General features: G+C 59.8%; 19 protein-coding genes. 7 read left to right on the top strand and 12 right to left on the bottom strand.

Annotation, left to right across the window (positions count from 1 at the left end):
* Nucleotides 1-32: 32 nt before the first annotated feature.
* The 9 genes from gltB to CES87_RS12150 form a co-directional block, all read right to left on the bottom strand.
* Nucleotides 33-4,478 carry a glutamate synthase large subunit gene (gene gltB / locus CES87_RS12195; RefSeq protein WP_128606304.1) on the bottom strand — a complete coding sequence of 1,482 codons (4,446 nt, stop codon included), beginning with the start codon at nucleotides 4,476-4,478 and terminating at the stop codon, nucleotides 33-35.
* 347 nt (nucleotides 4,479-4,825) lie between these two features.
* Nucleotides 4,826-6,427 (bottom strand): AAA family ATPase, encoded by a 1,602-nt coding sequence (locus CES87_RS12185; RefSeq protein WP_128606303.1) that lies wholly within the window; start codon nucleotides 6,425-6,427, stop codon nucleotides 4,826-4,828.
* A 10-nt stretch (nucleotides 6,428-6,437) separates the two neighbouring features.
* A complete protein-coding gene (gene aroB / locus CES87_RS12180; RefSeq protein WP_128606302.1) occupies nucleotides 6,438-7,538 on the bottom strand; it encodes a 3-dehydroquinate synthase in 1,101 nt (366 codons plus the stop codon).
* Nucleotides 7,539-7,689: 151 nt separating this feature from the next.
* Nucleotides 7,690-8,208: a shikimate kinase AroK gene (aroK, locus tag CES87_RS12175; RefSeq protein ID WP_056725695.1), complete on the bottom strand. Its 519-nt coding sequence runs from the start codon at nucleotides 8,206-8,208 to the stop codon at nucleotides 7,690-7,692.
* Between the two features lie 4 nt (nucleotides 8,209-8,212).
* Nucleotides 8,213-10,282: a type IV pilus secretin PilQ family protein gene (gene pilQ / locus CES87_RS12170; RefSeq protein ID WP_128606301.1), complete on the bottom strand. Its 2,070-nt coding sequence runs from the start codon at nucleotides 10,280-10,282 to the stop codon at nucleotides 8,213-8,215.
* A 13-nt stretch (nucleotides 10,283-10,295) separates the two neighbouring features.
* On the bottom strand, nucleotides 10,296-10,820 hold the full coding sequence (locus tag CES87_RS12165) for a pilus assembly protein PilP (protein WP_128606300.1): 525 nt from the start codon (nucleotides 10,818-10,820) through the stop codon (nucleotides 10,296-10,298).
* Entirely contained in the window at nucleotides 10,817-11,437 is a 621-nt protein-coding gene (pilO, locus tag CES87_RS12160) for a type 4a pilus biogenesis protein PilO (protein ID WP_128606299.1), read from the bottom strand. The genes CES87_RS12165 and pilO overlap by 4 nt, the downstream gene beginning before the upstream one ends.
* Nucleotides 11,434-12,000 carry a PilN domain-containing protein gene (locus CES87_RS12155; RefSeq protein ID WP_128606298.1) on the bottom strand — a complete coding sequence of 189 codons (567 nt, stop codon included), beginning with the start codon at nucleotides 11,998-12,000 and terminating at the stop codon, nucleotides 11,434-11,436. Before CES87_RS12155 ends, pilO begins: the two co-directional genes overlap by 4 nt.
* Entirely contained in the window at nucleotides 12,000-13,061 is a 1,062-nt protein-coding gene (locus CES87_RS12150) for a pilus assembly protein PilM (RefSeq protein ID WP_128606297.1), read from the bottom strand. Before CES87_RS12150 ends, CES87_RS12155 begins: the two co-directional genes overlap by 1 nt.
* 216 nt (nucleotides 13,062-13,277) lie before the next feature.
* On the opposite strand from CES87_RS12150, the gene CES87_RS12145 reads away from it, so the two are divergent.
* Nucleotides 13,278-15,716: a penicillin-binding protein 1A gene (locus CES87_RS12145; RefSeq protein WP_371858204.1), complete on the top strand. Its 2,439-nt coding sequence runs from the start codon at nucleotides 13,278-13,280 to the stop codon at nucleotides 15,714-15,716.
* Nucleotides 15,717-15,950: 234 nt separating this feature from the next.
* On the opposite strand, the gene CES87_RS12140 is transcribed toward CES87_RS12145, so the two are convergent.
* From CES87_RS12140 to rpmE, 3 genes are all read right to left on the bottom strand, one after another.
* Nucleotides 15,951-17,219: a malic enzyme-like NAD(P)-binding protein gene (locus CES87_RS12140; RefSeq protein ID WP_128606295.1), complete on the bottom strand. Its 1,269-nt coding sequence runs from the start codon at nucleotides 17,217-17,219 to the stop codon at nucleotides 15,951-15,953.
* Between the two features lie 181 nt (nucleotides 17,220-17,400).
* Complete coding sequence (locus CES87_RS12135) at nucleotides 17,401-18,201, bottom strand: thermonuclease family protein (protein WP_128606294.1); 801 nt, start codon at nucleotides 18,199-18,201, stop codon at nucleotides 17,401-17,403.
* 14 nt (nucleotides 18,202-18,215) lie between these two features.
* On the bottom strand, nucleotides 18,216-18,449 hold the full coding sequence (rpmE, locus tag CES87_RS12130) for a 50S ribosomal protein L31 (protein WP_128606293.1): 234 nt from the start codon (nucleotides 18,447-18,449) through the stop codon (nucleotides 18,216-18,218).
* A gap of 290 nt (nucleotides 18,450-18,739) precedes the next feature.
* On the opposite strand from rpmE, the gene CES87_RS12125 reads away from it, so the two are divergent.
* The 6 genes from CES87_RS12125 (at nucleotide 18,740) to CES87_RS12095 (ending at nucleotide 26,296) form a co-directional block, all read left to right on the top strand.
* Complete coding sequence (locus CES87_RS12125; RefSeq protein WP_128606292.1) at nucleotides 18,740-20,959, top strand: primosomal protein N'; 2,220 nt, start codon at nucleotides 18,740-18,742, stop codon at nucleotides 20,957-20,959.
* Nucleotides 20,960-21,171: 212 nt separating this feature from the next.
* Nucleotides 21,172-22,908, top strand: coding sequence for an arginine--tRNA ligase (gene argS, locus CES87_RS12115; protein ID WP_128606290.1), 1,737 nt, complete (start codon nucleotides 21,172-21,174; stop codon nucleotides 22,906-22,908).
* A gap of 1 nt (nucleotide 22,909) precedes the next feature.
* Nucleotides 22,910-23,620: an SPOR domain-containing protein gene (locus tag CES87_RS12110; protein WP_128606289.1), complete on the top strand. Its 711-nt coding sequence runs from the start codon at nucleotides 22,910-22,912 to the stop codon at nucleotides 23,618-23,620.
* Nucleotides 23,621-23,851: 231 nt separating this feature from the next.
* Entirely contained in the window at nucleotides 23,852-24,391 is a 540-nt protein-coding gene (gene hslV / locus CES87_RS12105) for an ATP-dependent protease subunit HslV (RefSeq protein WP_128606288.1), read from the top strand.
* A 53-nt stretch (nucleotides 24,392-24,444) separates the two neighbouring features.
* Nucleotides 24,445-25,782, top strand: coding sequence for an ATP-dependent protease ATPase subunit HslU (hslU, locus tag CES87_RS12100; protein ID WP_128606287.1), 1,338 nt, complete (start codon nucleotides 24,445-24,447; stop codon nucleotides 25,780-25,782).
* 136 nt (nucleotides 25,783-25,918) lie between these two features.
* The gene (locus tag CES87_RS12095) at nucleotides 25,919-26,296 is read left to right on the top strand and encodes a gamma-butyrobetaine hydroxylase-like domain-containing protein (RefSeq protein ID WP_128606286.1); all 378 of its coding nucleotides are present in this window, start codon (nucleotides 25,919-25,921) and stop codon (nucleotides 26,294-26,296) included.
* Nucleotides 26,297-26,408 lie beyond the last annotated feature (112 nt).

The raw sequence follows: 26,408 nt of genomic DNA, 5'->3' as shown, positions 1-26,408 counted from the left end.
TTTAAAACCTCATCAAACTCTTCAGGCGCATATCACTGCGGGTTGGCACGGGTGCTGGAAAGCAACGATTTCAGGGAGGCAGCCTTAGGCTTGACCAACCAGAAACGACGCAGGTAATCGTCGAGGTTTTCGGCGAGCTCACGACCCCACTCGCTGTCGGTTTCCTCGACGTACTCGTTCAACACGCGTTGCAAATGGCTGCGGTAGGCTTCCATCGCCTCGCCGCTGATCCGCTGGATTTCCACCAGTTCGTGGTTGACCCGGTCAACGAAGGAGTTGTCCTGGTCGAGCACGTAGGCGAAACCGCCGGTCATGCCAGAGCCGAAGTTGTAACCGGTCTTGCCCAGTACGCAGACGAAACCACCGGTCATGTACTCGCAGCAGTGATCACCAGTGCCTTCCACCACGGTGTGGGCACCAGAGTTACGCACGGCGAAACGCTCACCTGCGGTGCCGGCGGCGAACAGCTTGCCGCCCGTGGCGCCGTACAGGCAGGTGTTGCCGATGATGGCACTGTCCTGAGTTTTGTAGATGCTGCCCTTCGGCGGAACGATAACCAGCTTGCCGCCAGTCATGCCTTTGCCGACGTAGTCGTTGGCGTCGCCTTCCAGGTACATGTTCAGGCCACCGGCGTTCCACACACCGAAACTCTGGCCAGCCGTGCCTTTGAAGCGGAAGGTGATTGGCGCGTTGGCCATGCCTTGGTTGCCGTGCTTACGGGCGATTTCACCGGAGATCCGCGCGCCGATCGAGCGGTCGCAGTTGCAGATATCCAGGGCGAATTCGGCGCCGCTCAGGTCGTTGATCGCCGAGGTGGCCATATCGACCATTTTCTCGGCCAGCAGGCCTTTGTCGAACGGAGGGTTGCGCTCAACGCCACAGAACTGAGGCTTGTCCGCTGGCACGTGATCGCTGCCCAGCAACGGGGTCAGGTCCAGGTGATGCTGCTTGGCGGTCTGCCCTTCGAGGATTTCCAGCAGATCGGTTCGGCCGATCAGCTCCTCCAGGGAGCGCACGCCGAGTTTGGCCAGCCACTCACGGGTTTCTTCGGCGACGTAGGTGAAGAAGTTCACCACCATGTCGACGGTGCCAATGTAGTGATCCTTACGCAGCTTCTCGTTCTGAGTCGCGACGCCGGTGGCGCAGTTGTTCAGGTGGCAGATGCGCAGGTACTTGCAACCCAGGGCAATCATCGGCGCGGTGCCGAAACCAAAGCTTTCAGCGCCCAGGATCGCGGCCTTGATCACGTCGAGGCCGGTTTTCAGGCCGCCGTCGGTCTGTACCCGGACTTTGCCGCGCAGGTCGTTGCCACGCAGGGTCTGGTGGGTTTCGGCCAGGCCAAGTTCCCACGGTGCGCCCGCGTATTTGATCGAGGTCAGTGGCGAAGCACCGGTGCCGCCGTCGTAGCCGGAGATGGTGATCAAGTCCGCATAGGCCTTGGCCACACCGGCGGCGATGGTGCCGACGCCCGCTTCTGCTACCAGCTTCACCGAGACCAGCGCCTTCGGGTTGACTTGTTTCAGGTCGAAAATCAGCTGCGACAAGTCTTCGATCGAGTAGATGTCGTGGTGCGGCGGTGGCGAAATCAGGGTCACGCCCGGTACTGCATAACGCAGCTTGGCGATCAGACCGTTGACCTTGCCGCCTGGCAGTTGACCACCTTCGCCGGGCTTGGCGCCCTGAGCGACCTTGATCTGCAGCACTTCGGCGTTGACCAGGTATTCCGGGGTCACGCCGAAGCGGCCGGTGGCAACCTGCTTGATTTTCGAGCTCTTGATGGTGCCGTAGCGCGCCGGGTCTTCACCACCTTCGCCGGAGTTGGAACGCGCACCGAGGCGGTTCATAGCTTCGGCCAGGGCTTCGTGAGCTTCCGGCGACAGGGCGCCCAGCGAGATACCGGCGGAATCGAAGCGCTTGAGCACCGATTCCAGCGGTTCGATTTCGCTGATGTCCAGTGGCGTATCGAGGGTTTTGACTTTCAGCAGGTCGCGAATCATCGACACCGGGCGGTTGTCCACCAGCGACGTGTATTCCTTGAACTTGCTGTAGTCGCCCTGCTGCACTGCAGCTTGCAGGGTGTTGACCACGTCCGGGTTATACGCGTGATATTCGCCACCGTGGACGAACTTCAGCAGGCCGCCTTGCTGGATCGGCTTGCGCGGGCTCCAGGCTTCAGTGGCCAGGGCTTTCTGTTCGGCTTCGATGTCGACGAAACGCGCACCCTTGATGCGGCTCGGCACGCCACGGAAGCTCAGGTTGCAGACTTCTTCGGACAGGCCGATCGCTTCGAACAGTTGAGCACCGCGGTATGAGGTGATGGTCGAGATGCCCATCTTCGACAGGATCTTGAGCAGGCCTTTGGTGATGCCTTTGCGGTAGTTCTTGAACACCTCATAGAGGTCGCCCAGCACTTCACCGGTCCGGATAAGGTCGCCCAGCACTTCATAAGCGAGGAACGGGTAAACGGCGGAAGCGCCGAAACCGATCAGCACCGCGAAGTGATGCGGATCGCGAGCAGTGGCGGTTTCCACCAGGATGTTGGAGTCGCAGCGCAGGCCTTTTTCGGTCAGGCGGTGGTGTACCGCACCGGTGGCCAGGGATGCGTGGATCGGCAGCTTGCCCGGGGCAATATGACGGTCACTCAGAACGACCTGGGTACGACCGGAACGCACGGCTTCTTCAGCCTGATCGGCGACGTTGCGGATCGCCGCTTCGAGACCGATGCTTTCGTCGTAGTTGAGGTCGATGATCTGGCGTTCGAAGCCCGGACGATCGAGGTTCATCAACGAGCGCCACTTGGCCGGGGAAATGACCGGCGAGCTGAGAATCACGCGCGATGCGTGTTCCGGCGACTCCTGGAAAATGTTGCGCTCGGCACCGAGGCAGATCTCCAGCGACATGACAATGGCTTCACGCAGCGGGTCGATCGGCGGGTTGGTGACCTGCGCGAACTGCTGGCGGAAATAGTCGTACGGCGTGCGCACGCGCTGGGACAGCACGGCCATCGGCGTGTCGTCGCCCATCGAACCTACGGCTTCATAGCCTTGTTCGCCGAGCGGACGCAGCACCTGATCGCGCTCTTCGAACGTGACCTGGTACATCTTCATGTATTGCTTGAGCTGATCGACGTCGTAGAACGCTGAACCGTGGTCGTTGTCTTCCATGGTCGCCTGAATGCGCAGGGCATTCTTGCGCAGCCATTGCTTGTACGGATGACGGGACTTCAGACGGTTGTCGATAGCGTCCGTGTCGAGGATCTGGCCGGTTTCGGTGTCCACGGCAAAGATCTGGCCCGGACCTACGCGACCCTTGGCGATCACGTCTTCAGGCTGGTAGTTCCAGACGCCGATTTCCGAAGCCAGGGTGATGAAACCATTCTTGGTGGTAACCCAACGCGCCGGACGCAGACCGTTACGGTCGAGCAGGCACACCGCGTAGCGACCGTCGGTCATTACCACGCCGGCCGGGCCGTCCCACGGCTCCATGTGCATCGAGTTGTATTCGTAGAACGCACGCAGATCCGGGTCCATGGTTTCGACGTTCTGCCACGCTGGCGGAATGATCATCCGCACGCCACGGAACAGGTCGATACCACCGGTGACCATCAGCTCGAGCATGTTGTCCATGCTGGAGGAGTCGGAACCGACACGGTTGACCAGCGGACCGAGTTCTTCCAGGTCCATCAAATCGTTGGTGAACTTGGTGCGACGGGCCACGGCCCAGTTGCGGTTGCCGGTAATGGTGTTGATCTCGCCGTTGTGCGCCAGGAAGCGGAACGGTTGAGCCAGCGGCCATTTTGGCAGGGTATTGGTGGAGAAGCGCTGGTGGAACACGCAAATCGAAGTTTGCAGGCGCTCATCGTTCAGGTCTGGATAGAAGGCGGTCAAATCCGCCGGCATCATCAGACCTTTATAAATGATGGTCTTGTGCGAAAAGCTGCAGACGTAGTGGTCGGTATCAGCAGCGTTGGCCACGGACGAGCGACGACGGGAAGTGAACAGCTTGACGGCCATTTCCTGATCGCTCAGGCCTTCACCACCGATGAAAACTTGCTCGATCTGCGGCAGGCGCTCAAGGGCCAGGCGGCCGAGGACGCTGGTGTCGATCGGCACTTTGCGCCAGCCGACCAGCTGCAGGCCGGCGGCGAGGATCTCGCGATTCATGTTCTCGCGAGCGGCCTCGGCTTTGACCGGGTCCTGGTTGAAGAAGACCATGCCCACGGCATATTGCTTGGGCATTTCGACGCCGAAGGTTTCCTGGGCGATGGCTCGCAGGAACACGTCCGGCTTTTGAATCAGCAGACCGCAACCGTCACCGGTCTTGCCGTCGGCATTAATCCCACCGCGGTGGGTCATGCAGGTCAGGGCCTCGATGGCCGTTTGCAAAAGGGTATGACTGGGCTCGCCCTGCATATGGGCTATCAGGCCGAAACCGCAGTTATCCTTGAATTCATCTGGTTGGTACAGACCTGCTTTCATAGACACTTTCTCACCAGGCTGCCTCTTAGCGAGGCAAATTTCTTTTCAATTCAACCACTTGCCATCCACGCCGAACGTACGCCAGCTTTGCAGGGGCAAAAGGGAGGTCATTGTACACACCGACACTTAGCCTCACAAATTTGACGACGAAATGCCGCAAATCTATGTCGCATTTGTGAAAGGTTTAAAGCGATCTGCTGTGCTAGTCAAAACTTTTTTAATTTTGACCGCAACGACTCAAAGACTACTGTGACGCAGACACCACAAGGCACGCGGCCCGGAAGCCGCATGCGTTGCAGAAATTTTGAGGTGCCGGGAGAGGCGGCCTGGGTAAGGCCGCCGAATCTTCAGCGAGCTGTTGCCAGTTCTTGTTGGACGCTGGCGACAGAGCGAGGCCAAGGTTTACCAGCCTGAACCTTCGCTGGCAAGGCCTTGATGGCGGTAACAGCTGCATCGCGGTTGGCGAAGCTACCGTAAGTGATGACGTAAAGCGGTTTGCCGTTGAGGACTTTCTTGAAATAACGGTACTCGCCGCCCTGCTCCTTGACGAAGTTTTGTGCGGTCGCTTCGGAGCTGGTGCCGAGAATTTGCACCACGTAGTTACCCGGTGCCTGCCCTGCGTACCAGGTCCCGCCAGCGGTCTTGGCCGCGACGACCGGCTTCTCAGCAGGCTTCTCAACAGGCTTGGCAGCAGCGGCAACGGCCGGCTTGGCCGGCGCTGGAGCAGGCTTGGCGGCAGGCGCTGGAACCGGCGCTGGCTTGGCGATAGCGACTTGAGTCGGCGCAGGTGTCGGCTTGGCCGCTGGCGTCGGCGCAGGGCCAGCTGGAACGCCAGCAGGCGGTGCGATCGTGGTCACAGTCGGTGGTGTCGCGCTTGAACCTGCCACCGGCACGCCATCGTCACCCTCGGTGATGCCGCCGGCGGCCTCGGCGAGCGGCTTACGCATGACCGGTTGCGAATTACCGACCAACGGCAGTGGCATCGGTTGCGTGTTGCCCGCGAACTCGACGGCCGGAGCACCGCCGTTCGATGAGCCCTGGCCGAGCGGCAGTTGCGCCTGCTCGTTGGCTGGCGCACCCGTGGTCGGTGCTTTGCTGCGACCCGGCATCAACCAGGCGGCGGCTACCGCGACCACAACGACGGCGGAAATCGCCAATACGTGTTTCTTCGGCATATTGAACCCCATACTTGGACGCTTGACCGCTGAGCGGCTGGCAATCATGGCTTCGATCATTGCATCGCGGGCGACCTGATTGATGTTGCCAGGCCAACCGTCGGAGCTTTCGTGAATATCAGAGATCTGATCCGCGGTGAAAAGTTCGATTCCCCGACCGGCCCCTTCAAGACGCTGGTCCAGATATTCGCGGGTTTCTTCTTCGGTGTAAGGCTGCAGCTCGATGACGTGGAAGCGCTCTTCCTCGAGTTGCAAAGCGTCAAGCTGAGCAATCAGCGACGACTCGCCGAACAGGAACACATGCGGGCGACCTTCCGGCGCACCGGCGCCCAGTGCCATCAACGCTTCAAGCGCGGACTCGTCAAGCTGCTCGGCGTCGTCCACCAGCAAGTAGACTTCCTGCCCCGTGAGGGCAAGCTGCACCACCTGTTTCAGAATGGCACCGATCTCGGCCTGCGCAATGTCCAGCGCCTGAGCGACCTGGCGTAGCACGCCAGCCGAATCGCCAGCGCCACGGGCGGAAACCACCACACTCTGCACCGACTGCTTGTTGGTGCTGGCGACCAAAGCCTGACGCAACAGGGTCTTGCCACTGCCTTGCGGGCCAGTGACCACCAGCAGCAACTGGCTGTAGCGCGCCAGATGATGCAGCTGCCCCAGCACCGGTTTGCGCTGGGCCGGGAAAAACTTGAAGCCAGGTACCCGTGGAGCAAAAGGGTCATGACTCAACTGATAATGGCCGAGGAAAGCCTCGTCGGCATGCAAACTAGTCATCGCGATCTTATTAACCTTTAAGCTGAGCCAGAGCGCGGTAATCCGCTCCCAGCGTGGCCTGTAGAACCTCTTTTGGATAATCGTCGGTCACCACTGCCTCGCCCATGCGGCGCAGCAGCACCAGGCGCAAACGACCGTCGATCACTTTTTTATCTATTGCCATATGTTCGAGGAAATCGGCTTCAGTCATCACTTCAGGCGGGATAACCGGCAAACCGGCGCGCTGAAACAGACGAATGCCGCGATCACGCTCTTGCTCGCTGATCCAGCCCAGGCGTGCAGACATCTCCAACGCCATTACGGTGCCAGCAGCGACCGCTTCACCATGTAGCCAGACACCGTAGCCCATGTGGGTTTCGATGGCGTGACCAAAGGTATGGCCCAGATTGAGCGTGGCACGGATACCGGTCTCTTTTTCGTCGGCCCCGACTACCGCAGCCTTGGCTGCGCAGGAGCGTTCGATGGCATAGGTCAGGGCCTGCTGATCCAGATTGCGCAAGCGATCGACATTGTCTTCGAGCCAGGTCAGGAACGGCTCATCGCAGATCAGCCCGTACTTGATGACTTCAGCCAGCCCGGCGGACAGTTCGCGCGCCGGGAGGGTATTGAGGGAGGCGGTGTCGATCAGCACGACGTTCGGCTGATAGAAGGCGCCGACCATATTCTTGCCAAGCGGGTGATTGATGCCGGTCTTGCCGCCTACCGAAGAGTCGACTTGCGACAGCAAGGTGGTCGGGACTTGAATGAAATCGACACCGCGCTGGTAGCAGGCCGCCGCAAAACCGGCCATATCACCAATCACGCCACCACCGAGGGCGATCACCGTGGTACGACGGTCGTGCCGTGCGGTCAGCAGGCCATCGAAAATCAGTTGCAGGGTTTCCCAGGTCTTGAAGGCTTCACCGTCGGGCAGTACCACGGAAATCACCGAGAATTGCGCGAGGCTGCGGGTCAGACGTTCGAGATAGAGCGGCGCAACGGTTTCGTTGGAGATGATCGCCACTTGCCGCCCGCGGATATGCGGGGCCAGCAGCTCGGGCTGATCCAACAAACCTTCGCCAATATGAATCGGGTAGCTGCGCTCGCCTAGATCGACCTTGAGTGTCTGCATGTGTCCCCACAGTGAAGATGGAATCAGGCAACCTGCCTTGAGTTAACGAATGTCCACGGCCTCTGCTGGTGTGACGCCGTTCGGTAGCCGTTCGCCACAACCTTGAGCGGTCGTGGCAAGACGCCGAGGATAGCGCATTTCGCGCTGCGCATTAACGGGGAGGCAGTTGCTGCAAGCGTTCGAGAATATCGAGCACCACCATTCGCGGCGGTCGCTCATCGGTTTCCACCACCAGATCGGCGATTTCCCGATACAGCGGATCACGGATAGCCAACAGATCCCGAAGTGTCTTGGCCGGATCGGCAGTGCGCAATAATGGCCGATTGCGGTCGCGGGACGTACGACCGACCTGCTGCTCGACAGAGGCATGCAGATAGACCACCCGTCCACCAGCGTGCAGCGCCCGACGATTGGCTTCGCGCATGACTGCGCCACCGCCGGTCGCCAGCACCACACCGTCGTAATCGCACAGCTCGGCAATCATTGCCTGCTCGCGGTCACGAAAGCCCGGTTCGCCTTCCTTGTCGAAGATCCATGGGATATTGGCGCCCGTGCGTAATTCAATTTCCTTATCGGAATCTTTGAATGGCAAGCGCAGCTCTTTGGCCAGCAACCGGCCGATGGTGCTTTTTCCAGCCCCCATCGGTCCTACAAGAATCAAATTTCGCACAGAATCAACGACTCACAGCAATCGCCTGGTTATTCATGATACGCGGTGTGAGAAACACCAACAGCTCGGATTTTTTCTCCGAAACCACGTCACGCCGGAAAAGGCGGCCAAGATACGGCACATCGCCAAGAAATGGCACCTTATCTACAACCTTGCTTTGAGTATTTGAGAAAACGCCACCAATCACGATGGTCTCGCCATCGTTGACCAGGACCTTGGCGTTGACCTCGTTTTTCTTGATTGGCGGCACATCCTGCACTTTGTTCAGGTAGTCCGGCTCGTCCTTGGTGACCTTGACCTCCATGATGATCCGGTTGTCCGGGGTAATTTGCGGCGTGACTTCCAGCGACAGCGAGGCCTCCTTGAACGACACCGAGGTGGCGCCACTTGAGCTGGCCTCCTGATAAGGAATCTCGGTGCCCTTGAGGATCTTGGCGGTTTCCTTGTCGGACGTTACTACCTTGGGTTGCGAGACGATTTCGCCGTTGCCGGTTTTCTCCATGGCGGTCAATTCCAGGTCGAGCAAGACGTTATCGGTGATGAACGCGATGCCGATCCCGGAGGTGTTGTTCGCGGCGCCCAAGTCGACGAACGGCGAATTGGTGCTGGTGCTTCCGGGCGTGCCGATGGTCGATGACCCGTTGGCACCGTTGCTGACGCCAGATGTGTTCCAGTTGCCCTTGTTCTGGATCGAACCGCCCCAGCGCACGCCGAGGCTTTTGTCGTAGTCGACGTTGGCTTCGACGATCCGCGCCTCGATCATCACCTGGCGCACCGGGATATCCAGTTGCGCCACGATTCGGCGCAACTCGTCGAGCCGGTCCTGGGTCTGGTAGGCAATGATGTTGTTGGTGCGTTCATCGACGGTAATCGAACCCCGTTCGTCGATTTTAGCCTCGGCGCTGGTCACCGACTGGAACAGTTTGGCAATATCGGCCGCCTTGGCGTAGTTGACCTGCAGCAACTCCCGCCGCAGCGGGGCCAGCTCGGCGATCTGCTTCTGCGACTCCAGTTCCTGACGTTCCCGGGCGGCGATTTCATCGGCCGGCGCTACCAGGAGGACGTTACCAATCTTGCGTTTATCCAGGCCTTTGGTTTTCAACACCAGATCCAGCGCCTGATCCCACGGCACGTTTTGCAAACGTAGCGTGATGCCACCTTGCACCGTATCACTGGCCACCAAGTTGAGATTGGTGAAATCGGCGATCAGTTGCAGTACCGAACGCACATCGATGTCCTGAAAATTCAGCGAGAGTTTCTCACCGCTGTAGGCGTAGCGGTCGGTGTTACGGTTCTGCAGGTCGTCGACGGTCATCGGCCGGATACTGACGGTCAGCTTGTTGTCAGTCTGATAGGTCGAGTAATCGAAGGCACCGCTGGGCTCGATAGTGATCGTGGCCCTGTCACCTGTGGCGCTGGCATTGACGAACTGCACCGGCGTGGCGAAATCCTTGACGTCCAGGCGCACGCGTAGCGGCTCGGGCAATCGGGTTTTGGCGAAACCGAGAACGATCTTGCCCTCGCGCTCCTGAATGTCGGGCGTGATGGACGGATCCGACAAATCGATCACCACATTGCCTTCGCCCTGGGTGCCGCGTTGAAAGTCCACTGCCCGAATGGCTTTCGCCATTGGTGCGGATGCACGCGCCGGGGCCGGCACTACGGCAGCTGGCGGTCTGGATGCTGTGCTTTTAGCGCCTTGCCCCACCACCACAAAGAGGGTGTTGCCTTCGACCCGCGTGTTGTAGGGAGTCAACCGAGTCAGATTGATGATCAGCCGCGTGCGATCCTTGGACTCGACCACCGTAGCGCTTTGGGCATTGCCGCTGCCAAGATCGCGAGTCTTGTTCGCCAGTTGACTGACAACACCTGGCAAATCCAGCGCGATCCGCGCAGGGGACTCCGTCGTATACCCATGGGGCGCCGGAGGTTGCTCATCGAACGCCAGCTTCAACTCGACGCGGTCCCCAGGCAGCGCGGCGACATCCAGCGCCTTGAGGTTGGTCGCTTGTACCATCGGCGACAGCATCGCTATCCATAGCGACATTCCGAGGGTGTAGAAAATCCTGTTCATTTTTCGAGTTCCACTATGAGTGCTCTTTCAAAGGGATGGTCCGCGGCCGTTCCAGCCAGGCACCTTCGCCGTCAGGTACGATTTCGACCAGATCGACTTGCGAGGCATTGATGGCGACGATCCGCCCATCGTTACGCCCAAGGTAATCTCCGGCTTTCAGTCGGTGCACCCCGCCTGCCCCGCGCAGCAGCGCAAAGGAACCTGATGCATTGGAAATCGTGCCGACCATTTCAAACTGTTCGATATTGAAGCCCTCGAGGTATTGCTTGACTCGGCCCGGGTCAGGCTTGACGTTGCGCGAGCCGTGTTTCTGGCCGGCCAGGTCGACTCTGGCTTGTCGTGAAAACGGGCTGCGCAGGTTGGCGGCGTTGTAAGTGAATGTCGGGTAAGACCGGAATGTGGGCGTTGGTTCAATCTTGCCCGGCGCCCGCAGGCGCACTTCGTTCATGTAGGCGTCCAGGTCACTGAAGGCATCACCGCCACAGCCGGCAAGAGCGGCCATCACCACGACCATGGAAAAAACACGAATCGGGTTCATGGGTGCAGCCCCTTGTCGTTGTAGCGATAGGTCTTGGCCAGGATGCTCATGCGCAGTTTGGGCCCTTCGGGATTGACCGGTGCCAGGTCGAAATCATGCAGGGTGACAATGCGCGGCAACCCGGCCACACCACTGACGAATGTAGCCAGGTCGTGATAGGCGCCGGTAACGGTAATCTGGATCGGCAGTTCGATGTAAAACGGCTGGGTGACCTCGGGCAACAGCTTGATCTCTTCAAACTCCAGACCACTGCCCAGGCCAGTGCGGGTAATGTCTTCCAGCAAGCCCGGCACTTCGGTGTCGCTGGGCAGTTGCCGCAGCAGCACGCCAAAGGAGTTCTCCATCTCCTTCATCTGCTGGGTGTAGAGCTCCAGATTCGCCGCCATGTGGGCTTTGGTGGCGAATTGCTCCTTGAGTGTCGACTCTTCTTCGCCTTTGAGATGGAGCTGATTCTCAAGGTCGCTCGTAGAGAAACTGTAACCAAGCACCAGTACCAGAATCATGACCAGGGCGCCCACCAAAAGCTTGATCGCAGGTGGCCATGAACCGATGTTGTTGGTGTCCAGATCATTGATATCGATTTTGCGCAGCCCTTCGAACCACTCGGACAGACTCATTCCCCGTCCTCCACGGCGGCAGGTCGGGTCTGACGAACGGACAACTGAAAGACGTTGGCCTGGTCCAGTTGACCAGCGGTGGTTGCCTTGACTTCCGTCAGGCTGGGCGCATCGAACCAGTCGGACGCGTCCAGATTGCGCATCAGGTCGGAAACACGATTGTTGGATTCTGCCGCGCCAGTGATGGACAAGGTTTTGCCGGCCTTTTTCACTTCCGTGAAATACACCCCGTCGGGCAGGGTCCGCGCCAACTGATCAAAAATTCGCCCACTGATCGGCCGATTGCCCTGCAAGTCCTGGATGATGCGCATGCGCTCGACCAATTGCTGGCGACGGTCCTTGAGATCGCTGATCTGCTTGATCCGTTCGTCGACCTCGACAATCTGTTTGCCGATGTAATCGTTGCGGGCAACCTGCCGGTCTATGGCGTTGTTGATCGCCTGGTTTGCGATCAACACCGCGCCGGACGCCCCCACCAATACACCGACCAGAATCAATAAAAAACGCTTGCGACGCTGTTCGCGCAGCTCTTCGCGCCAAGGTAAAAGATTGATCCGCGCCATCAGTCGAAGCTCCTGAGGGCCAGCCCGCAGGCGATCATCAGGGCCGGCGCGTCGCTGGCCAACGCCGCGGCGTTGACCTTGCTGCTCAGCGTCATATCGGAAAACGGATTGGCCACCTGCGTCGGCGTGCCCAATTGCTGCTCAATCAGCCGATCCAGCCCGGGGACTGATGCAGTGCCGCCAGCCAGCAAAATGTGATCGACCGAATGGTACTGACCGCAGGCAAAGAAAAACTGCAACGAACGCGAGACCTGCTGCACCAAGGCCTCGCGAAACGGCTGCAACACTTCGCTGACGTAATCGTTCGGCAGACCACCCTGCTTCTTCGCCAGCCCCGCCTGTTCAACGGTCAGGCCGTATCGACGCTGAATTTCTTCAGTCAATTGACGACCACCGAACAATTGTTCGCGGGTGTATATGATGCGCCCACCCAGCAGCACGCTCAGGGTGGTCATGGTCGCGCCGATGTCGACCACCGCCACCAGGCGCTCCGGGGAAACCGTCAACTGATTCGCCAACAGGCCGAAGGATCGCTCCAGGGCATAGGCTTCCACGTCGACCACACGGGCAGTCAGTCCGGCCAGGGTCAGGGCCGCTTCACGAACCTCGACGTTTTCCTTGCGACAGGCCGCGAGCAGCACATTGACCCGCTCGGGGTTGCGTGCCGAGACACCCTGGACTTCGAAATCGATGGCGACTTCATCCAATGGGTACGGGATGTACTGATCGGCCTCGATCTTCAGCTGGCTTTCCATCTCGTCGTCACAAAGACCGGCATCCATCTCGATGGTCTTGGTGATCACCGCCGATCCGGCCACGGCAACCGCAACGTTCTTGAGGCTGGTTCTGGCCTTTATCAGCACGCGGGAGATGGCCTGACCCACACCTTCGAGCTCGGCGATGTTTTTCTCGGTAACCGCGCTGGCGGGCAGCGGCTCGACCGCGTAGGCCTCGACCCGATAGCGGTCGCCCTGGCGGCTCAGCTCCAGGAGCTTCACCGATGTGGAGCTGATGTCGATACCCAAAAGCGTATTGGCTTTTTTATTGAAGAGTCCTGGCACTAGCAATTCCCTATGACTATCCGTGAGTTACGGACTCTGTAATGTGTGTTGCGTTCCATCCACCCGTCTTGACAGCCGCCGCCAATGACGCTTTCGACGGAAAAATGCTTATAATGCCCAGCGTTTTTTTTCGCTTTTCTCAAGCGCGGGTCGTTCGCCTTTAGCCTGAACCCTGATGCCTAATTCATTCTTTGCCCTGGATATCCAAAAGCCTTGATTCGTCTGCTGAAATTTTTCGGTTGGTCCATCGTCGCGGTTTTCTGCGGACTGCTTTTGGGTCTGAGCGGGGCGTTTCTTTACCTTAGCCCCGGATTACCCTCCGTGGAGGCGCTGAGAAGCATCCAGTTGCAGATTCCATTGCGGGTCTACAGCAGCGACAACAAGTTGATCGCAGAATTTGGCGAAATGCGCCGTACACCCATCCGTTTCGCCGACATTCCCCCCAACTTCATCAATGCGTTACTAAGTGCTGAAGACGATAACTTCGCCAACCACTATGGCGTCGACCCCAGCAGCCTGATGCGCGCGGCTAGTCAATTGGTCAAAAGCGGGCACATCCAGTCCGGCGGCAGCACCATCACCATGCAGGTGGCGAAGAACTTCTTCCTGAGCAGCGAACGCAGCTTTTCACGCAAAACAACTGAAATCCTCCTGGCGCTGCAGATCGAACGGCAGCTGACCAAGGACGAAATCCTTGAGCTGTACGTCAACAAGATCTATCTGGGCAACCGCGCCTACGGCATCGAAGCGGCGGCACAGGTCTACTATGGCAAGTCGATTCGCGACGTCAGCCTGGCGCAGATGGCGATGATCGCCGGTCTGCCGAAAGCCCCGTCGCGTTTCAACCCGCTCGCCAACCCGGCACGTAGCAAGGAGCGTCGCGACTGGATCCTGGGGCGCATGTACAAGCTCGGCAAAATCAGCGAAGCCGATTACACCGCCGCGATCAACGAACCGCTGAACGCCAGCTATCACGTGCCGACACCGGAAGTGAACGCTCCCTACATCGCAGAAATGGCTCGTGCCGAAATGGTCGGTCGTTACGGCAGCGATGCGTACACCGAAGGTTTCCGTGTCACCACGACGGTGCCGAGCAACCTGCAGGAAATGGCCAATACCGCTGTCCACGAAGGTTTGATGACCTACGACCAGCGTCACGGCTATCGTGGGCCCGAATCACGCCTGCCGGGCAAGACTCACGAGGCGTGGGCGACCGAACTGACCAAGCAACGCACCATCAGCAGCCTTGAGCCGGCCATCGTGACCCAGGTCGACAAAAACGGCCTGCAGGTACTGACCCGCACCGGCAATGAACACGTCAGCTGGGACACAATGAAATGGGCTCGCCCATTCCTGAACACCAACAGCATGGGTGCCAATCCGAAGCAGCCGTCGGACGTGGCCCAGGTCGGCGATCTGATTCGCGTACAGCGTCAGCCAGACACTTCGCTGAAGTTCAGCCAGATCCCGCAAGCCCAGGGCGCGCTGGTGTCCCTCGACCCGCAGAACGGTGCGATCCGCTCGCTGGTTGGCGGTTTTGCCTTCGAACAGAGCAACTACAACCGCGCATTGCAGGCCAAGCGCCAGCCGGGCTCGAGCTTCAAGCCTTTCGTTTACAGCGCCGCGCTGGATAACGGCTACACCGCCGCCACCCTGGTGAACGACGCCCCGATCGTGTTCGTCGATGAGTACCTGGACAAGGTCTGGCGTCCGAAAAACGACACCAACACCTTCCTGGGCCCGATCCGCCTGCGCGAAGCGTTGTACAAGTCGCGCAACCTCGTATCGATCCGCTTGTTGCAGGCGATGGGCGTTGGCAAAACCATCGACTACATCACCCGCTTTGGCTTCAACAAGCAGGATCTACCGCCCAACCTCTCCCTGGCTTTGGGCACCGCAACCCTGACACCGATGGAAATCGCCACTGGCTGGAGCACCTTCGCCAACGGCGGCTACAAAGTCACCCCGTACATCATCGACAAGGTCGAAAGCCGCAATGGCGATACGCTGTTCGTCGCCAACCCGCCGAGCGTTCCGAAGGGCGCCGCCGCCAGCGACGGTATCGCCGCGCCAGTGGCCGAGGCCTTTACGGTCAACGCCACTCCAGGCGAAGCACTGACCGCCCAACCGGCGCAACAGGCACCGGCGGCGGCTGAACGCATTGTCGATGGCCGCACCACTTACATCCTCAACAGCATGCTTGAGGATGTGATCAAACTCGGCACCGGCCGTCGTGCCCTGGCCCTGGGTCGCGGTGACATCGCCGGCAAGACCGGCACCACCAACGAGTCCAAGGACGCCTGGTTCTCCGGTTACAACGCTGATTACGTGACTACTGTGTGGACCGGATTCGACCAGCCTGAGAGCCTCGGCCGCAAGGAATTCGGCGGCACCGTCGCGCTGCCGATCTGGATGAACTACATGGGTGCCGCGCTCAAAGGCCTGCCGCCTCACACGCAGCCAGAGCCCGAAGGCATCCTGAGCCTGCGCATCGACCCGGTCAGCGGCCGTGCGGCCAGCCCAGGCACGCCTGGCGCTTACTTCGAACTGTTCAAGGCCGAAGATACGCCACCGTCGGTAAATGAACTGGGCAACGACCATGCACCGGGCAGCCCGCTACCAGCGGATGAAGCGGCGCCGATCGATTTGTTCTGATCCCACGTCGCAACACAAAAAGCCCCGCCTTCGAGAGAAGCGCGGGGCTTTTTATTATGGGTCGCCTGTCATGCTGCCTTCGCGGGCAAGCCTCGCTCCTACAGGGTTTTCGTGATTTTCTGTAGGAGCGAGGCTTGCCCGCGAAGAGATCCTTACGGCCGATGTAAAACTCTCAGATACAAAAAAGCCCCGACTCACAGGAGCCAGGGCTTTTGGTTGAAGCGCTACAACGATTTAGCCGTTAAACACGTCATCCACACTTTTCAGCGGGTAATTCTTCGGATACGGCAGGGTTGCCACGCCAGTCTCGATCGCAGCCTTGGCCACGGCATCGGAGATCAGGGTGATCAGGCGGGCATCCATTGGTTTCGGAATGATGTACTCACGACCGAATTCCAGCTTGATGCCACCGTAGGCGTCGCACACTTCCTGAGGCACTGGCAGTTTGGCCAGTTCGCGCAGGGCATTGGCCGCAGCCACTTTCATTTCTTCGTTGATGCGCTTGGCGCGAACGTCCAGGGCACCACGGAAAATGAACGGGAAGCCCAGTACGTTGTTGACCTGGTTCGGGTAGTCCGAACGGCCGGTGGCCATGATCACGTCGTTACGGGTGGCGTGCGCCAGTTCTGGCGAGATTTCCGGATCCGGGTTCGAGCATGCGAACACGATCGGGTTGGCCGCCATCGACAGCAGGCCTTCAGCGCTCAGCAGGTTCGGGCCGGACAGGCCAACGAACACGTCTGCGCCTTGCAGAGCGTCAGCCAGGGTGCGCTTGTCGGTCGCGTGAGCGAAGACAGCCTTGTACTGGTTCAGATCGTCACGGCCGGAGTGGATCACGCCGGTACGGTCGATCATGTAGATGTTTTCGATGTTGGCGCCCATGCTCACCAGCAATTTCATGCAGGAGATGGCGGCTGCACCAGCGCCGAGGCAGACGATCTTGGCGTCAGCCAAGGTTTTGCCGGCGATTTCCAGTGCGTTGATCATGCCGGCAGCCGTCACGATTGCGGTGCCGTGCTGGTCATCGTGGAATACCGGAATGTCGCACTGCTCGATCAGAGCGCGTTCGATCTCAAAGCACTCTGGTGCCTTGATGTCTTCCAGGTTGATGCCACCGAATGTGATGGAGATACGCTTGACGGTGTCGATGAAGGCTTGCGGGCTTTCGGAGTCGACTTCGATGTCGAAAACGTCGATGCCGGCGAAGCGCTTGAACAGCACGCCTTTACCTTCCATCACTGGCTTGGAAGCCAATGGGCCGAGGTTACCCAGGCCGAGAATCGCGGTGCCATCGGAAATGACTGCAACCAGGTTGCCTTTACCGGTGTACTTGTAGGCCAGTTCAGGATCGCGGGCGATTTCGCGTACTGGTTCGGCTACGCCGGGGCTATAGGCCAGCGACAGGTCGCGGGCGGTAGCGGTGGCCTTGGTGAGCTCGACGCTCAGCTTACCTGGACGAGGATTGGCATGATATTCGAGAGCGGCAGTTTTCAGATCAGACATTTTGGCATTCCGCTTTTACTGTTGGACAGACTGGTCAGCGAGGATACGCGCCTCGCAAAATCCCCACAAGACTGACCGGTCACCCCTGTCAACCGCCCTGCCCTAAGACTTTTGGCCAAGAGCCGCGGAACACAAGGGGTAGACTGTTCACAATCGACTGAAAAAATGTCTACAATTTTTATCACTGCGCCACTTGAAGCATTGCCGGATCTGTCAGCGGCAACATCCAGCGTGCCTGACCTTCCTTAAGCCCGCCGCGGCGCGAACGATCCAGCACCCAGCCACGCGCCTCGATTTGCTTGCCCTCGAGTCTTTCAAACGAGGCCGCGTCGAAACGACTGAGGAAATTGGGTGCAACGCGCAATACAACCGAATCCTGCAATTCGATCCAAACGCCGCCACGATTGCGTTGAACCTTGCTCACACGACCGCTGAGCACAGCAAAACCGGACGTGTTGATCTGATCCGCTTTCAATACAGGCGACTGACGCCACACGCCGAGCCCGGCCTGACGAGCACTGCGCTCCGCGGCTTGCTGACAGCCGACCAAATCGACATTCGGCGGGACCGCCACCAGAAAACCCAGGCCTTCGGCGAGCATCTGCGCTTCGAGATTGGCACCGTCGGCGCCGTAGATGTGGGCCAGGGTTCGCCCGTAGTGGTCTTTGCTTTCTTTACCAGGCAGTAAACCGACACGCCCGTCGCTCGCCGCCACCAGGGCTTCGAGGCGTTTGCGCGCAGCCACGGCGAACGGCTCGTCGGAGCGGCCTTTCTTGCCCAGTTCCGGTGTATTCAAGCCGATCATGCGCACACTGCGGCCATCGCTCAGGCGCAGCGTGTCGCCGTCCACCACCCGCTGCACCGCGACGGATGTCAGGCCACTCGGCGCAGGGCAGAAGGCCTGGGCAGTGGAAAGCCAAATCGCGGACATAAAAAAGGCGCCCGCAAGGGACGCCTTTTTCAACAGCAAGGAAAAGCCCATCGGGCTCTTCAACCTTACTCTGCAGCAGCAGGAGCTTTGGTTTTGCCGAAAGCACCGAAACGGTCTGCGAAGCGCTGTACGCGGCCGCCGGTATCCAGAGTCTTCTGCTTACCGGTGTAGAACGGGTGGCACTCGTTGCAAACGTCGATCGCCAGGGCTTTGCCGAAGGTCGAACGGGTTTCGAACTTGTTGCCGCAGCTGCAGGTAACAGCAACTGCTGGGTATTCTGGATGGATATCAGCTTTCATGGTGTCTTCCTCGGGCTAGCGTGCCGCCACCCAACACTATTGTTGAATACCGCACGTAATTAGGCCGCGGATTCTACCAGACAATCCTGATCACGCAAGCTGTCACTGAGACCGACCGTCTGCTAGGCTCCCGCCCTTAAGCGCGATCCTTGTGGGAGCGGGCTTGCTCGCGAAGAGGCCGTAACATTCAACCTCTCAGTGACTGAGACACCGCTTTCGCGAACAAGCCCGCTCCCACAGGTTATGTTTCCTTCCCTTCATTTATTGCCCGCTTATCGAGATCCCACCGCGTGCCCGACGCCATTCTGCGCCTAGCCCTGCCTTCGCCACTGCGCCGCCTGTTCGACTACCGAGCGCCGGCCGGCGTCCTGCGCGCCCAGCTACACCCCGGCATGCGCCTGCGAGTGCCATTCGGCCGGCGCGAGATGATCGGGATTCTGGTGGAAGTCACCGACACCAGCGAAGTCCCGGCGGAAAAACTCAAGCCGGCCCTGGCTCTGCTCGATGCCACGCCACCGCTACCACCCGCGCTGTTCAAGCTGTGCCTGTGGACATCCCAGTATTACCAGCACAGTCTCGGCGACACCCTGAGCTGGGCGCTGCCGGTGTTGCTGCGTCAGGGCGAGTTGGCAGAAGCACGCCAGGAACGCTTCTGGTCTGCCGCCCCTGGCGCCAGTCTCGATGATCCGCGCATCGCCCGCGCCCCGCGTCAGCGTGAAGCGCTGGCGACGCTGGCCCAACATCCCCATGGCGTCGCCCATCAACTGCTGAACAAGCTGATGCTGAGCAAAGACAGCCTCGACCTGTTGCTGGCCAAGGATCTGGTGCAAGTCGAGGTTCGCAAGCATCCTCCCGGAGCCCGCCACGAACACTGGCTGGCCCAGCCGGAGTTGCCGCTCAACCCCGAGCAACGCGCCGCCTATGAAGCGATTCGTGCGGGCTTCGACAGTTATCACGCGTTCCTGCTGGCCGGCGTCACCGGCAGCGGCAAGACCGAAGTGTATTTGCAGCTAATTCGCGAAACCCTGGAGGCCGGCAAACAGGCGTTGGTGCTGATCCCGGAAATCAACCTGGGCCCGCAAACCCTGGCGCGCTTCGAGCAACGCTTCAATGCGCGCATCGCGCTGATCCACTCGGCGGTCAATGATCGTGAGCGCCTCGAAGCCTGGCTCGCGGCCCGCGATGGCGAGGCCGACATCATTATCGGCACCCGCTCGGCGCTGTTCACACCGATGAAAAACCCGGGGCTGATCATCATCGATGAAGAGCACGACGGCTCTTATAAGCAGCAGGAAGGCCTGCGCTATCACGCCCGGGATCTTGCGCTGGTTCGCGCCCGGCAGGAAAACATTCCCATAGTGCTCGGCTCGGCCACTCCATCACTGGAAAGCCTGCAAAACGCCTACACCGGCCGTTATGGCCTCCTGCGACTGAACGAACGCGCCGGGGGTGCCAAGCAACCTCGTTTCCTGCGCCTGGACGTGAAAAGCCGTCCGCTGGACAGCGGGATTTCCGGGCCGATGCAACAAGCCATCGGCCAGACCCTGGCTGCCGGCCAGCAAGTCCTGGTGTTCCTCAATCGCCGCGGCTTTGCCCCGACTCTTCTTTGTCACGACTGCGGCTGGATGTCCGAATGCCAGCGCTGCGATGCGCGCATGACCGTGCATCAGCGCTATGGCGAACTGAGGTGTCACCATTGCGGCTATGTCGAACGCGTGCCGCGCCAGTGCCCGAAGTGCAACAAGGTCGATTTGCGTCCGGTAGGAGCCGGCACCGAACGGGCCGAGGAGCGCCTGGGGATTCTATTTCCGGACTACCCGGTGTTGCGGGTCGACCGCGACAGCACATCGCGCAAGGACGCGATGAACCAATTGTTCGCGACCATTCAAAAGGGTCAGCCGTGCATTCTGGTGGGCACGCAAATGCTCGCCAAAGGCCACCACTTTCCACGGGTAACTCTGGTGTCGATCCTCGATGCCGACGGCGGGCTGTTCTCCGGCGACTTCCGCGCCAGCGAGCGCATGGCGCAACTGATCGTCCAGGTCGCCGGACGCGCCGGCAGGGCGGAAGAACCCGGCAAAGTGATCATCCAGACGCATCTGGCCGACCATCCGCTGCTGGTGCAATTGACCGAGCAGGGCTATTTCGCCTTTGCCGAACAGGCCTTGAGTGAACGTCGCGCGGCGGGCCTGCCGCCATTTGCGCATCTGGCGCTGCTGCGGGCTGAAGCGCACAAACCGGGTCAGGCCGAAGGCTTTCTCGATGAGGCGTGCAGCGAGGCCGAGCGTTTACTGGCCGAACATAATCTGACCGGCATTGAATTGCTCGGGCCGGTGCCCGCGCCGATGGAACGCCGGGCCGGTCGCTATCGTGCGCAGCTATTGTTGCAGGCTACGGCCCGGGCGCCTTTGCATCGGTTGCTTGCCAGTTGGTTGTTGGTGCTGGAGCAAATGCCGAGCGGGCGAGCGGTGCGCTGGTCTTTGGATGTCGACCCGGTCGATTTGTATTGATTTAAAGATCGCCTTCGCGGGCAAGCCTCGCTCCTACAGGGATCACACAATTCCTGTAGGAGCGAGGCTTGCCCGCGAAGGGGCCCGATTTGTCACCACATATCCATAACCTGCCCGCTATAGTTGGCAAGCCCGCCTTCGCAACGGATAATGCCCAGTTTTTCCACCAGCGCATCGAAGCGCCGCCGCGCCTGCGGTTGAAAGAGAAGACCATGAAAGACACCATTCGCCAGCTGATCCAACAAGCCATCACCCAACTCGTCAACGAAGGTGTGTTGCCTGAAGGCCTGTCGCCGGCGATCCAGGTTGAAAACTCTCGTGACAAGAAGAACGGCGACTTCGCCAGCAACATCGCCATGATGCTGGCCAAACCGGCCGGCATGAAGCCACGCGACTTGGCGGAAAAAATCATCGCTGCTCTGCCTGCTGACGAAAACGTCACCAAGACCGAAATCGCCGGCCCTGGCTTCCTGAACTTCTTCCAGAACACCCAGGCCTTGGCTACTCGCCTCGACGCCGCTTTGGCCGACGAGCACATCGGCGTGCGCAAGGCCGGCCCGGTGCAGCGCACTGTTGTCGACCTGTCCGCACCGAACCTGGCCAAAGAAATGCACGTCGGCCACTTACGCTCGACCATTATCGGCGACGGAGTGGCTCGCGTTCTGGAGTTCCTCGGCGACGAAGTAATCCGTCAGAACCACGTCGGCGACTGGGGTACCCAGTTCGGCATGCTGATGGCCTACCTGCAGGAAAACCCGATCACCAGCGACGAACTGTCGGACCTGGAAAACTTCTACCGCGCCGCCAAGCAGCGTTTCGACGAATCCGAAGAGTTCGCCGACCGCGCACGTGGCCTGGTGGTCAAGCTGCAGGCCGGCGATGCCGATTGCCTGGCGCTGTGGACCAAGTTCAAGGACATCTCGCTGTCCCACTGCCAGAAAATCTACGAACTACTCAACGTCAAGCTGACCATGGCCGACGTAATGGGCGAGAGCGCCTACAACGACGACCTGATCAACGTGGTCAACGACCTCAAGGCCGCTGGCATGCTGGTCGAGAGCAACGGTGCCCAGTGCGTGTTCCTCGACGAATTCAAGAACGCCGACGGCGACCCGCTGCCGGTGATCATCGTCAAGGCTGATGGCGGCTACCTCTACGCCACCACCGACCTGGCCGCCGTTCGCTACCGCAGCGGCAAGCTCAAGGCCGATCGCGCGCTGTACTTCGTCGACCAGCGTCAGGCCCTGCACTTCCAGCAAGTCTTCGCCGTGGCGCGCAAGGCCGGCTTCGTGACGCACCCGATGGAAATGGAACACATGGGCTTCGGCACCATGAACGGCGCCGATGGCCGCCCGTTCAAGACCCGGGACGGCGGCACCGTGAAGCTGATCGACCTGCTGACCGAAGCCCAGGAACGCGCCTACACCCTGGTGAAGGACAAGAACCCGGAGCTGGCCGAAGCCGATCTGCGCAACATCGCCAAGGTCGTGGGCATCGGCGCGGTGAAGTACGCCGACCTGTCCAAGCACCGCACGAGCGACTACAGCTTCAACTTCGACCTGATGCTGAACTTCGAAGGCAATACCGCGCCGTACCTGCTGTACGCCTACACCCGTGTGGCTGGCGTGTTCCGCAAGCTCGGCAAGGACTTCAGTGAGGTCGAAGGCCAAATCGTTCTCGAGGCACCACACGAACACGAACTGGCCGCGAAACTCGCTCAGTTGGGCGAAGTGCTGAACAACGTGTCCGAAAAAGGCACGCCACACACTCTCTGCACTTATCTGTACGACGTCGCCGGCCTGTTCTCCAGCTTCTACGAGAACTGCCCGATCCTCGCCGCCGACACCCCGGAACAAATGCAGAGCCGCCTGCGCCTCGCCGCGCTCACCGGCCGCACTCTCAAGCAAGGCCTGGAACTCTTGGGCCTGGAAACTCTGGAGCGTATGTAAGTTGGCTGCCAAGAAAAAACCTGCACCCAAGCGTGGCGCCAGCCGTTACCAAGCTCCAGCGAAGCAACCGATTCCAGGTTGGCTATGGATGGCCATCGGCCTGACGGTCGGTGCTTTCATCGTATTCCTGATGAAGCTGGAGCCGGGCAAGGGCAGCGAAACGGTCAAACGCGAGAAGGTGGAGCAGCAACAGAAAGCCAGCAAGATCGCCGAGGCCAACAAGACCCCGCCGAGCCCGACGCAACCTGTGAAGCCGAAGTACGACTTCTACACTTTGCTGCCGGAATCGGAAGTTATCGTGCCGCCGGACGCCGTTCCGGAAAAAACCCTGCCGACGCCACAAGTGCCGGCCATTCCGACCACGCCGGTTACCCCGGCGGAAGCGGCGAAGATCGACACCGCCCGCGCCCAGGCAGCCCTGGCGGGGATTACGCCACCGCCAGCGCCCCCCGTCACCAAAGCCGCACCGGTGACCAAGTTCTTCCTGCAGGCCGGTTCGTTCCGCAAACAGACTGATGCAGACAAGGTACGGGCGCAGATCATCCTGCTCGGCCAGGCGGTGGCGGTTGAGTCCGGCACCGTGAAAGACGAAACCTGGTATCGGGTATTGGTAGGTCCGTTCAGCAACCGTGAACAACTGACCACCGCGCAGAAACAACTGGCCGGGGCCGGGTTCAGCAATTTGTTGTTACAACAGCGCCAAAGCCGCTGATTCCCCAGAGACACCGCGTTATCGTTCTTCGCGGGCAAGCCTCGCTCCTACAGGGATCACCCACATCCTGCAGGAGCGAGGCTTGCCCGCGAAGGCGTCAGAACAGTTAACACCTCATTCCCCGCCAAACACCACTCGTCCCCTCTCGCGCCCCACAGTTGAAATCCTCTCCACCACCCCCATATGTGTTGGCATAAGGCATTTTCGCCCCGCTGCGTGGAGACTCTTCCCTTGACCACCATCGTTTCAGTTCGCCGCCACGGCAAAGTCGTCATGGGCGGCGACGGCCAGGTTTCTCTCGGCAATACCGTGATGAAAGGCAACGCCAAGAAGGTTCGTCGCCTATACCACGGCGAAGTCCTCGCCGGTTTTGCCGGCGCCACGGCTGACGCCTTTACCCTTTTCGAACGTTTCGAGGGTCAACTGGAGAAACATCAGGGCCACCTGGTTCGCGCCGCCGTCGAACTCGCAAAAGAATGGCGCACCGACCGCACCCTGAGCCGCCTCGAAGCCATGCTCGCAGTCGCCAACAAGGACGCCTCGCTGATCATCACGGGCAATGGCGATGTGGTCGAGCCTGAAAACGGCCTGATCGCCATGGGCTCCGGTGGCGCTTATGCCCAGGCTGCCGCCAGCGCGCTACTGAAGAAAACTGACCTGTCGGCCCGGGAAATCGTCGAGACCGCTCTCGGCATCGCCGGCGACATCTGCGTATTCACCAACCACACCCAGACCATTGAGGAGCAGGACTGCGCCAAAGGCGACGAGTAAGTCTGTTTCGGCCGCACGCCACGACTAATCTTGTTTAAGGTCCGTCAAATATTATGTCCATGACTCCCCGTGAAATCGTCCACGAACTCAATCGCCATATCATCGGCCAGGACGATGCCAAGCGCGCCGTCGCCATTGCCCTGCGCAATCGCTGGCGCCGGATGCAGCTGCCTGAAGAGCTGCGCGTTGAAGTGACCCCGAAAAACATCTTGATGATCGGCCCGACCGGTGTCGGTAAAACCGAGATCGCCCGTCGCCTGGCCAAGCTGGCCAACGCACCGTTCATCAAGGTCGAAGCTACCAAGTTCACTGAAGTCGGCTACGTCGGCCGTGACGTCGAATCGATCATTCGTGACCTGGCCGATGCAGCGATCAAGCTGCTGCGCGAACAGGAAATCACCAAGGTTCGCCATCGCGCCGAAGACGCCGCTGAAGAGCGCATCCTCGACGCGCTGCTGCCACCGGCACGCATGGGTTTCAGCAACGACGACGCCCCGACGTCCGATTCCAATACCCGTCAGCTGTTCCGTAAGCGCTTGCGTGAAGGCCAGTTGGACGACAAGGAAATCGAAATCGAAGTCGCCGAAATGGCCGGCGTTGATATCTCCGCGCCACCGGGCATGGAAGAAATGACCAACCAGTTGCAGAGCCTGTTCGCCAACATGGGCAAGGGCAAACGCAAGAGCCGCAAGCTCAAGGTCAAGGAAGCGCTGAAACTGGTGCGTGATGAAGAAGCCGGCCGGCTGGTCAACGATGAAGAGCTGAAGGCCAAGGCGCTGGAAGCCGTCGAACAGCACGGCATCGTGTTCATCGACGAAATCGACAAAGTCGCCAAGCGCGGCAATGTCGGCGGTGCCGATGTGTCCCGCGAGGGCGTGCAACGCGACTTGCTGCCGCTGATCGAAGGCTGCACCGTCAACACCAAACTGGGTATGGTCAAGACCGACCACATCCTGTTCATTGCTTCCGGTGCCTTCCACCTGAGCAAACCGAGCGACCTGGTGCCGGAGTTGCAAGGTCGCCTGCCGATTCGCGTTGAACTCAAGGCTCTGTCCCCACAAGACTTCGAGCGCATTCTCAGCGAGCCGCACGCTTCGCTCACCGAGCAATATTGCGCATTGCTGAAAACCGAAGGCCTGACCATCGAGTTCCAGCCGGACGGTATCAAACGCATCGCGGAGATCGCCTGGCAGGTCAACGAAAAAACCGAAAACATCGGCGCTCGTCGTCTGCACACCCTGCTTGAGCGCCTGCTCGAAGAGGTGTCGTTCAGCGCCGGCGACCTGGCCAGCGTCCACGATGACAAGGCGATCCTGATCGACGCCGACTACGTCAACAGCCACCTGGGCGAATTGGCGCAGAACGAAGACCTGTCCCGTTATATCCTGTAAGCCAGACCTGTAGGAGCGAGCAAGCTCGCGATGGAGGTCAACGATGACGCGGGCTGTCTGAATGCCCGCGTCGCCTGATATTCCATCGCGAGCCTGCTCGCTCCTACAGGGTTCCATCCCCAGCGGAACTTTGGCCATGATCCAACTCCCCACCGACATCAAACTGCACAAAGCCTCGAAAACCCTGTCGCTCAAGTACGCGTCCGGCGAGGAATACACCCTGCCCGCCGAGTTCCTGCGCGTGCACTCTCCTTCCGCCGAGGTCCAGGGCCACGGCAAACCTATCCTGCAATTTGGCAAGATCAACGTAGGCCTGGCCAAGGTAGAACCGGCCGGTCAGTACGCACTGAAATTGACCTTCGACGACGGCCACGACAGCGGCCTGTTCACTTGGGAATACCTCTACGAACTGGGGCGACGTTATGACGCACTCTGGGAGGATTATCTGGCCGAGCTCAAAGCCGCTGGTAAAAGCCGCGATCCGAACGAATCTGTCGTCAAGCTGATGCTCTAGCATGCACCTCTTGTTCTTTAGAGGGCATTTTCTAATTCCATCTGTTTGAATGCTTGGCCGAATGGTCAGCGATTGGCCTGCTTGCGAAAAAAATTAAACTCGGGTAACCAAT

The sequence above is a fragment of the Pseudomonas sp. ERMR1:02 genome, from assembly GCF_002277815.1.
In the GTDB taxonomy this organism is placed as follows: Bacteria; Pseudomonadota; Gammaproteobacteria; order Pseudomonadales; family Pseudomonadaceae; genus Aquipseudomonas.
This window is presented reverse-complemented; position numbering and strand designations above follow the sequence as displayed.

Excerpts from the sequence above, each read along its gene's own strand:
- gltB (WP_128606304.1), bottom strand. The coding sequence starts at position 4,478 with ATGAAAGCAGGTCTGTACCAACCAGATGAATTCAAGGATAACTGCGGT.
- CES87_RS12185 (WP_128606303.1), bottom strand. The coding sequence starts at position 6,427 with ATGACTAGTTTGCATGCCGACGAGGCTTTCCTCGGCCATTATCAGTTG.
- aroB (WP_128606302.1), bottom strand. The coding sequence starts at position 7,538 with ATGCAGACACTCAAGGTCGATCTAGGCGAGCGCAGCTACCCGATTCAT.
- pilQ (WP_128606301.1), bottom strand. The coding sequence starts at position 10,282 with ATGAACAGGATTTTCTACACCCTCGGAATGTCGCTATGGATAGCGATG.
- CES87_RS12165 (WP_128606300.1), bottom strand. The coding sequence starts at position 10,820 with ATGAACCCGATTCGTGTTTTTTCCATGGTCGTGGTGATGGCCGCTCTT.
- pilO (WP_128606299.1), bottom strand. The coding sequence starts at position 11,437 with ATGAGTCTGTCCGAGTGGTTCGAAGGGCTGCGCAAAATCGATATCAAT.
- CES87_RS12155 (WP_128606298.1), bottom strand. The coding sequence starts at position 12,000 with ATGGCGCGGATCAATCTTTTACCTTGGCGCGAAGAGCTGCGCGAACAG.
- CES87_RS12140 (WP_128606295.1), bottom strand. The coding sequence starts at position 17,219 with ATGTCTGATCTGAAAACTGCCGCTCTCGAATATCATGCCAATCCTCGT.
- CES87_RS12135 (WP_128606294.1), bottom strand. The coding sequence starts at position 18,201 with ATGGGCTTTTCCTTGCTGTTGAAAAAGGCGTCCCTTGCGGGCGCCTTT.
- rpmE (WP_128606293.1), bottom strand. The coding sequence starts at position 18,449 with ATGAAAGCTGATATCCATCCAGAATACCCAGCAGTTGCTGTTACCTGC.
- argS (WP_128606290.1), top strand. The coding sequence starts at position 21,172 with ATGAAAGACACCATTCGCCAGCTGATCCAACAAGCCATCACCCAACTC.
- hslU (WP_128606287.1), top strand. The coding sequence starts at position 24,445 with ATGTCCATGACTCCCCGTGAAATCGTCCACGAACTCAATCGCCATATC.
- CES87_RS12095 (WP_128606286.1), top strand. The coding sequence starts at position 25,919 with ATGATCCAACTCCCCACCGACATCAAACTGCACAAAGCCTCGAAAACC.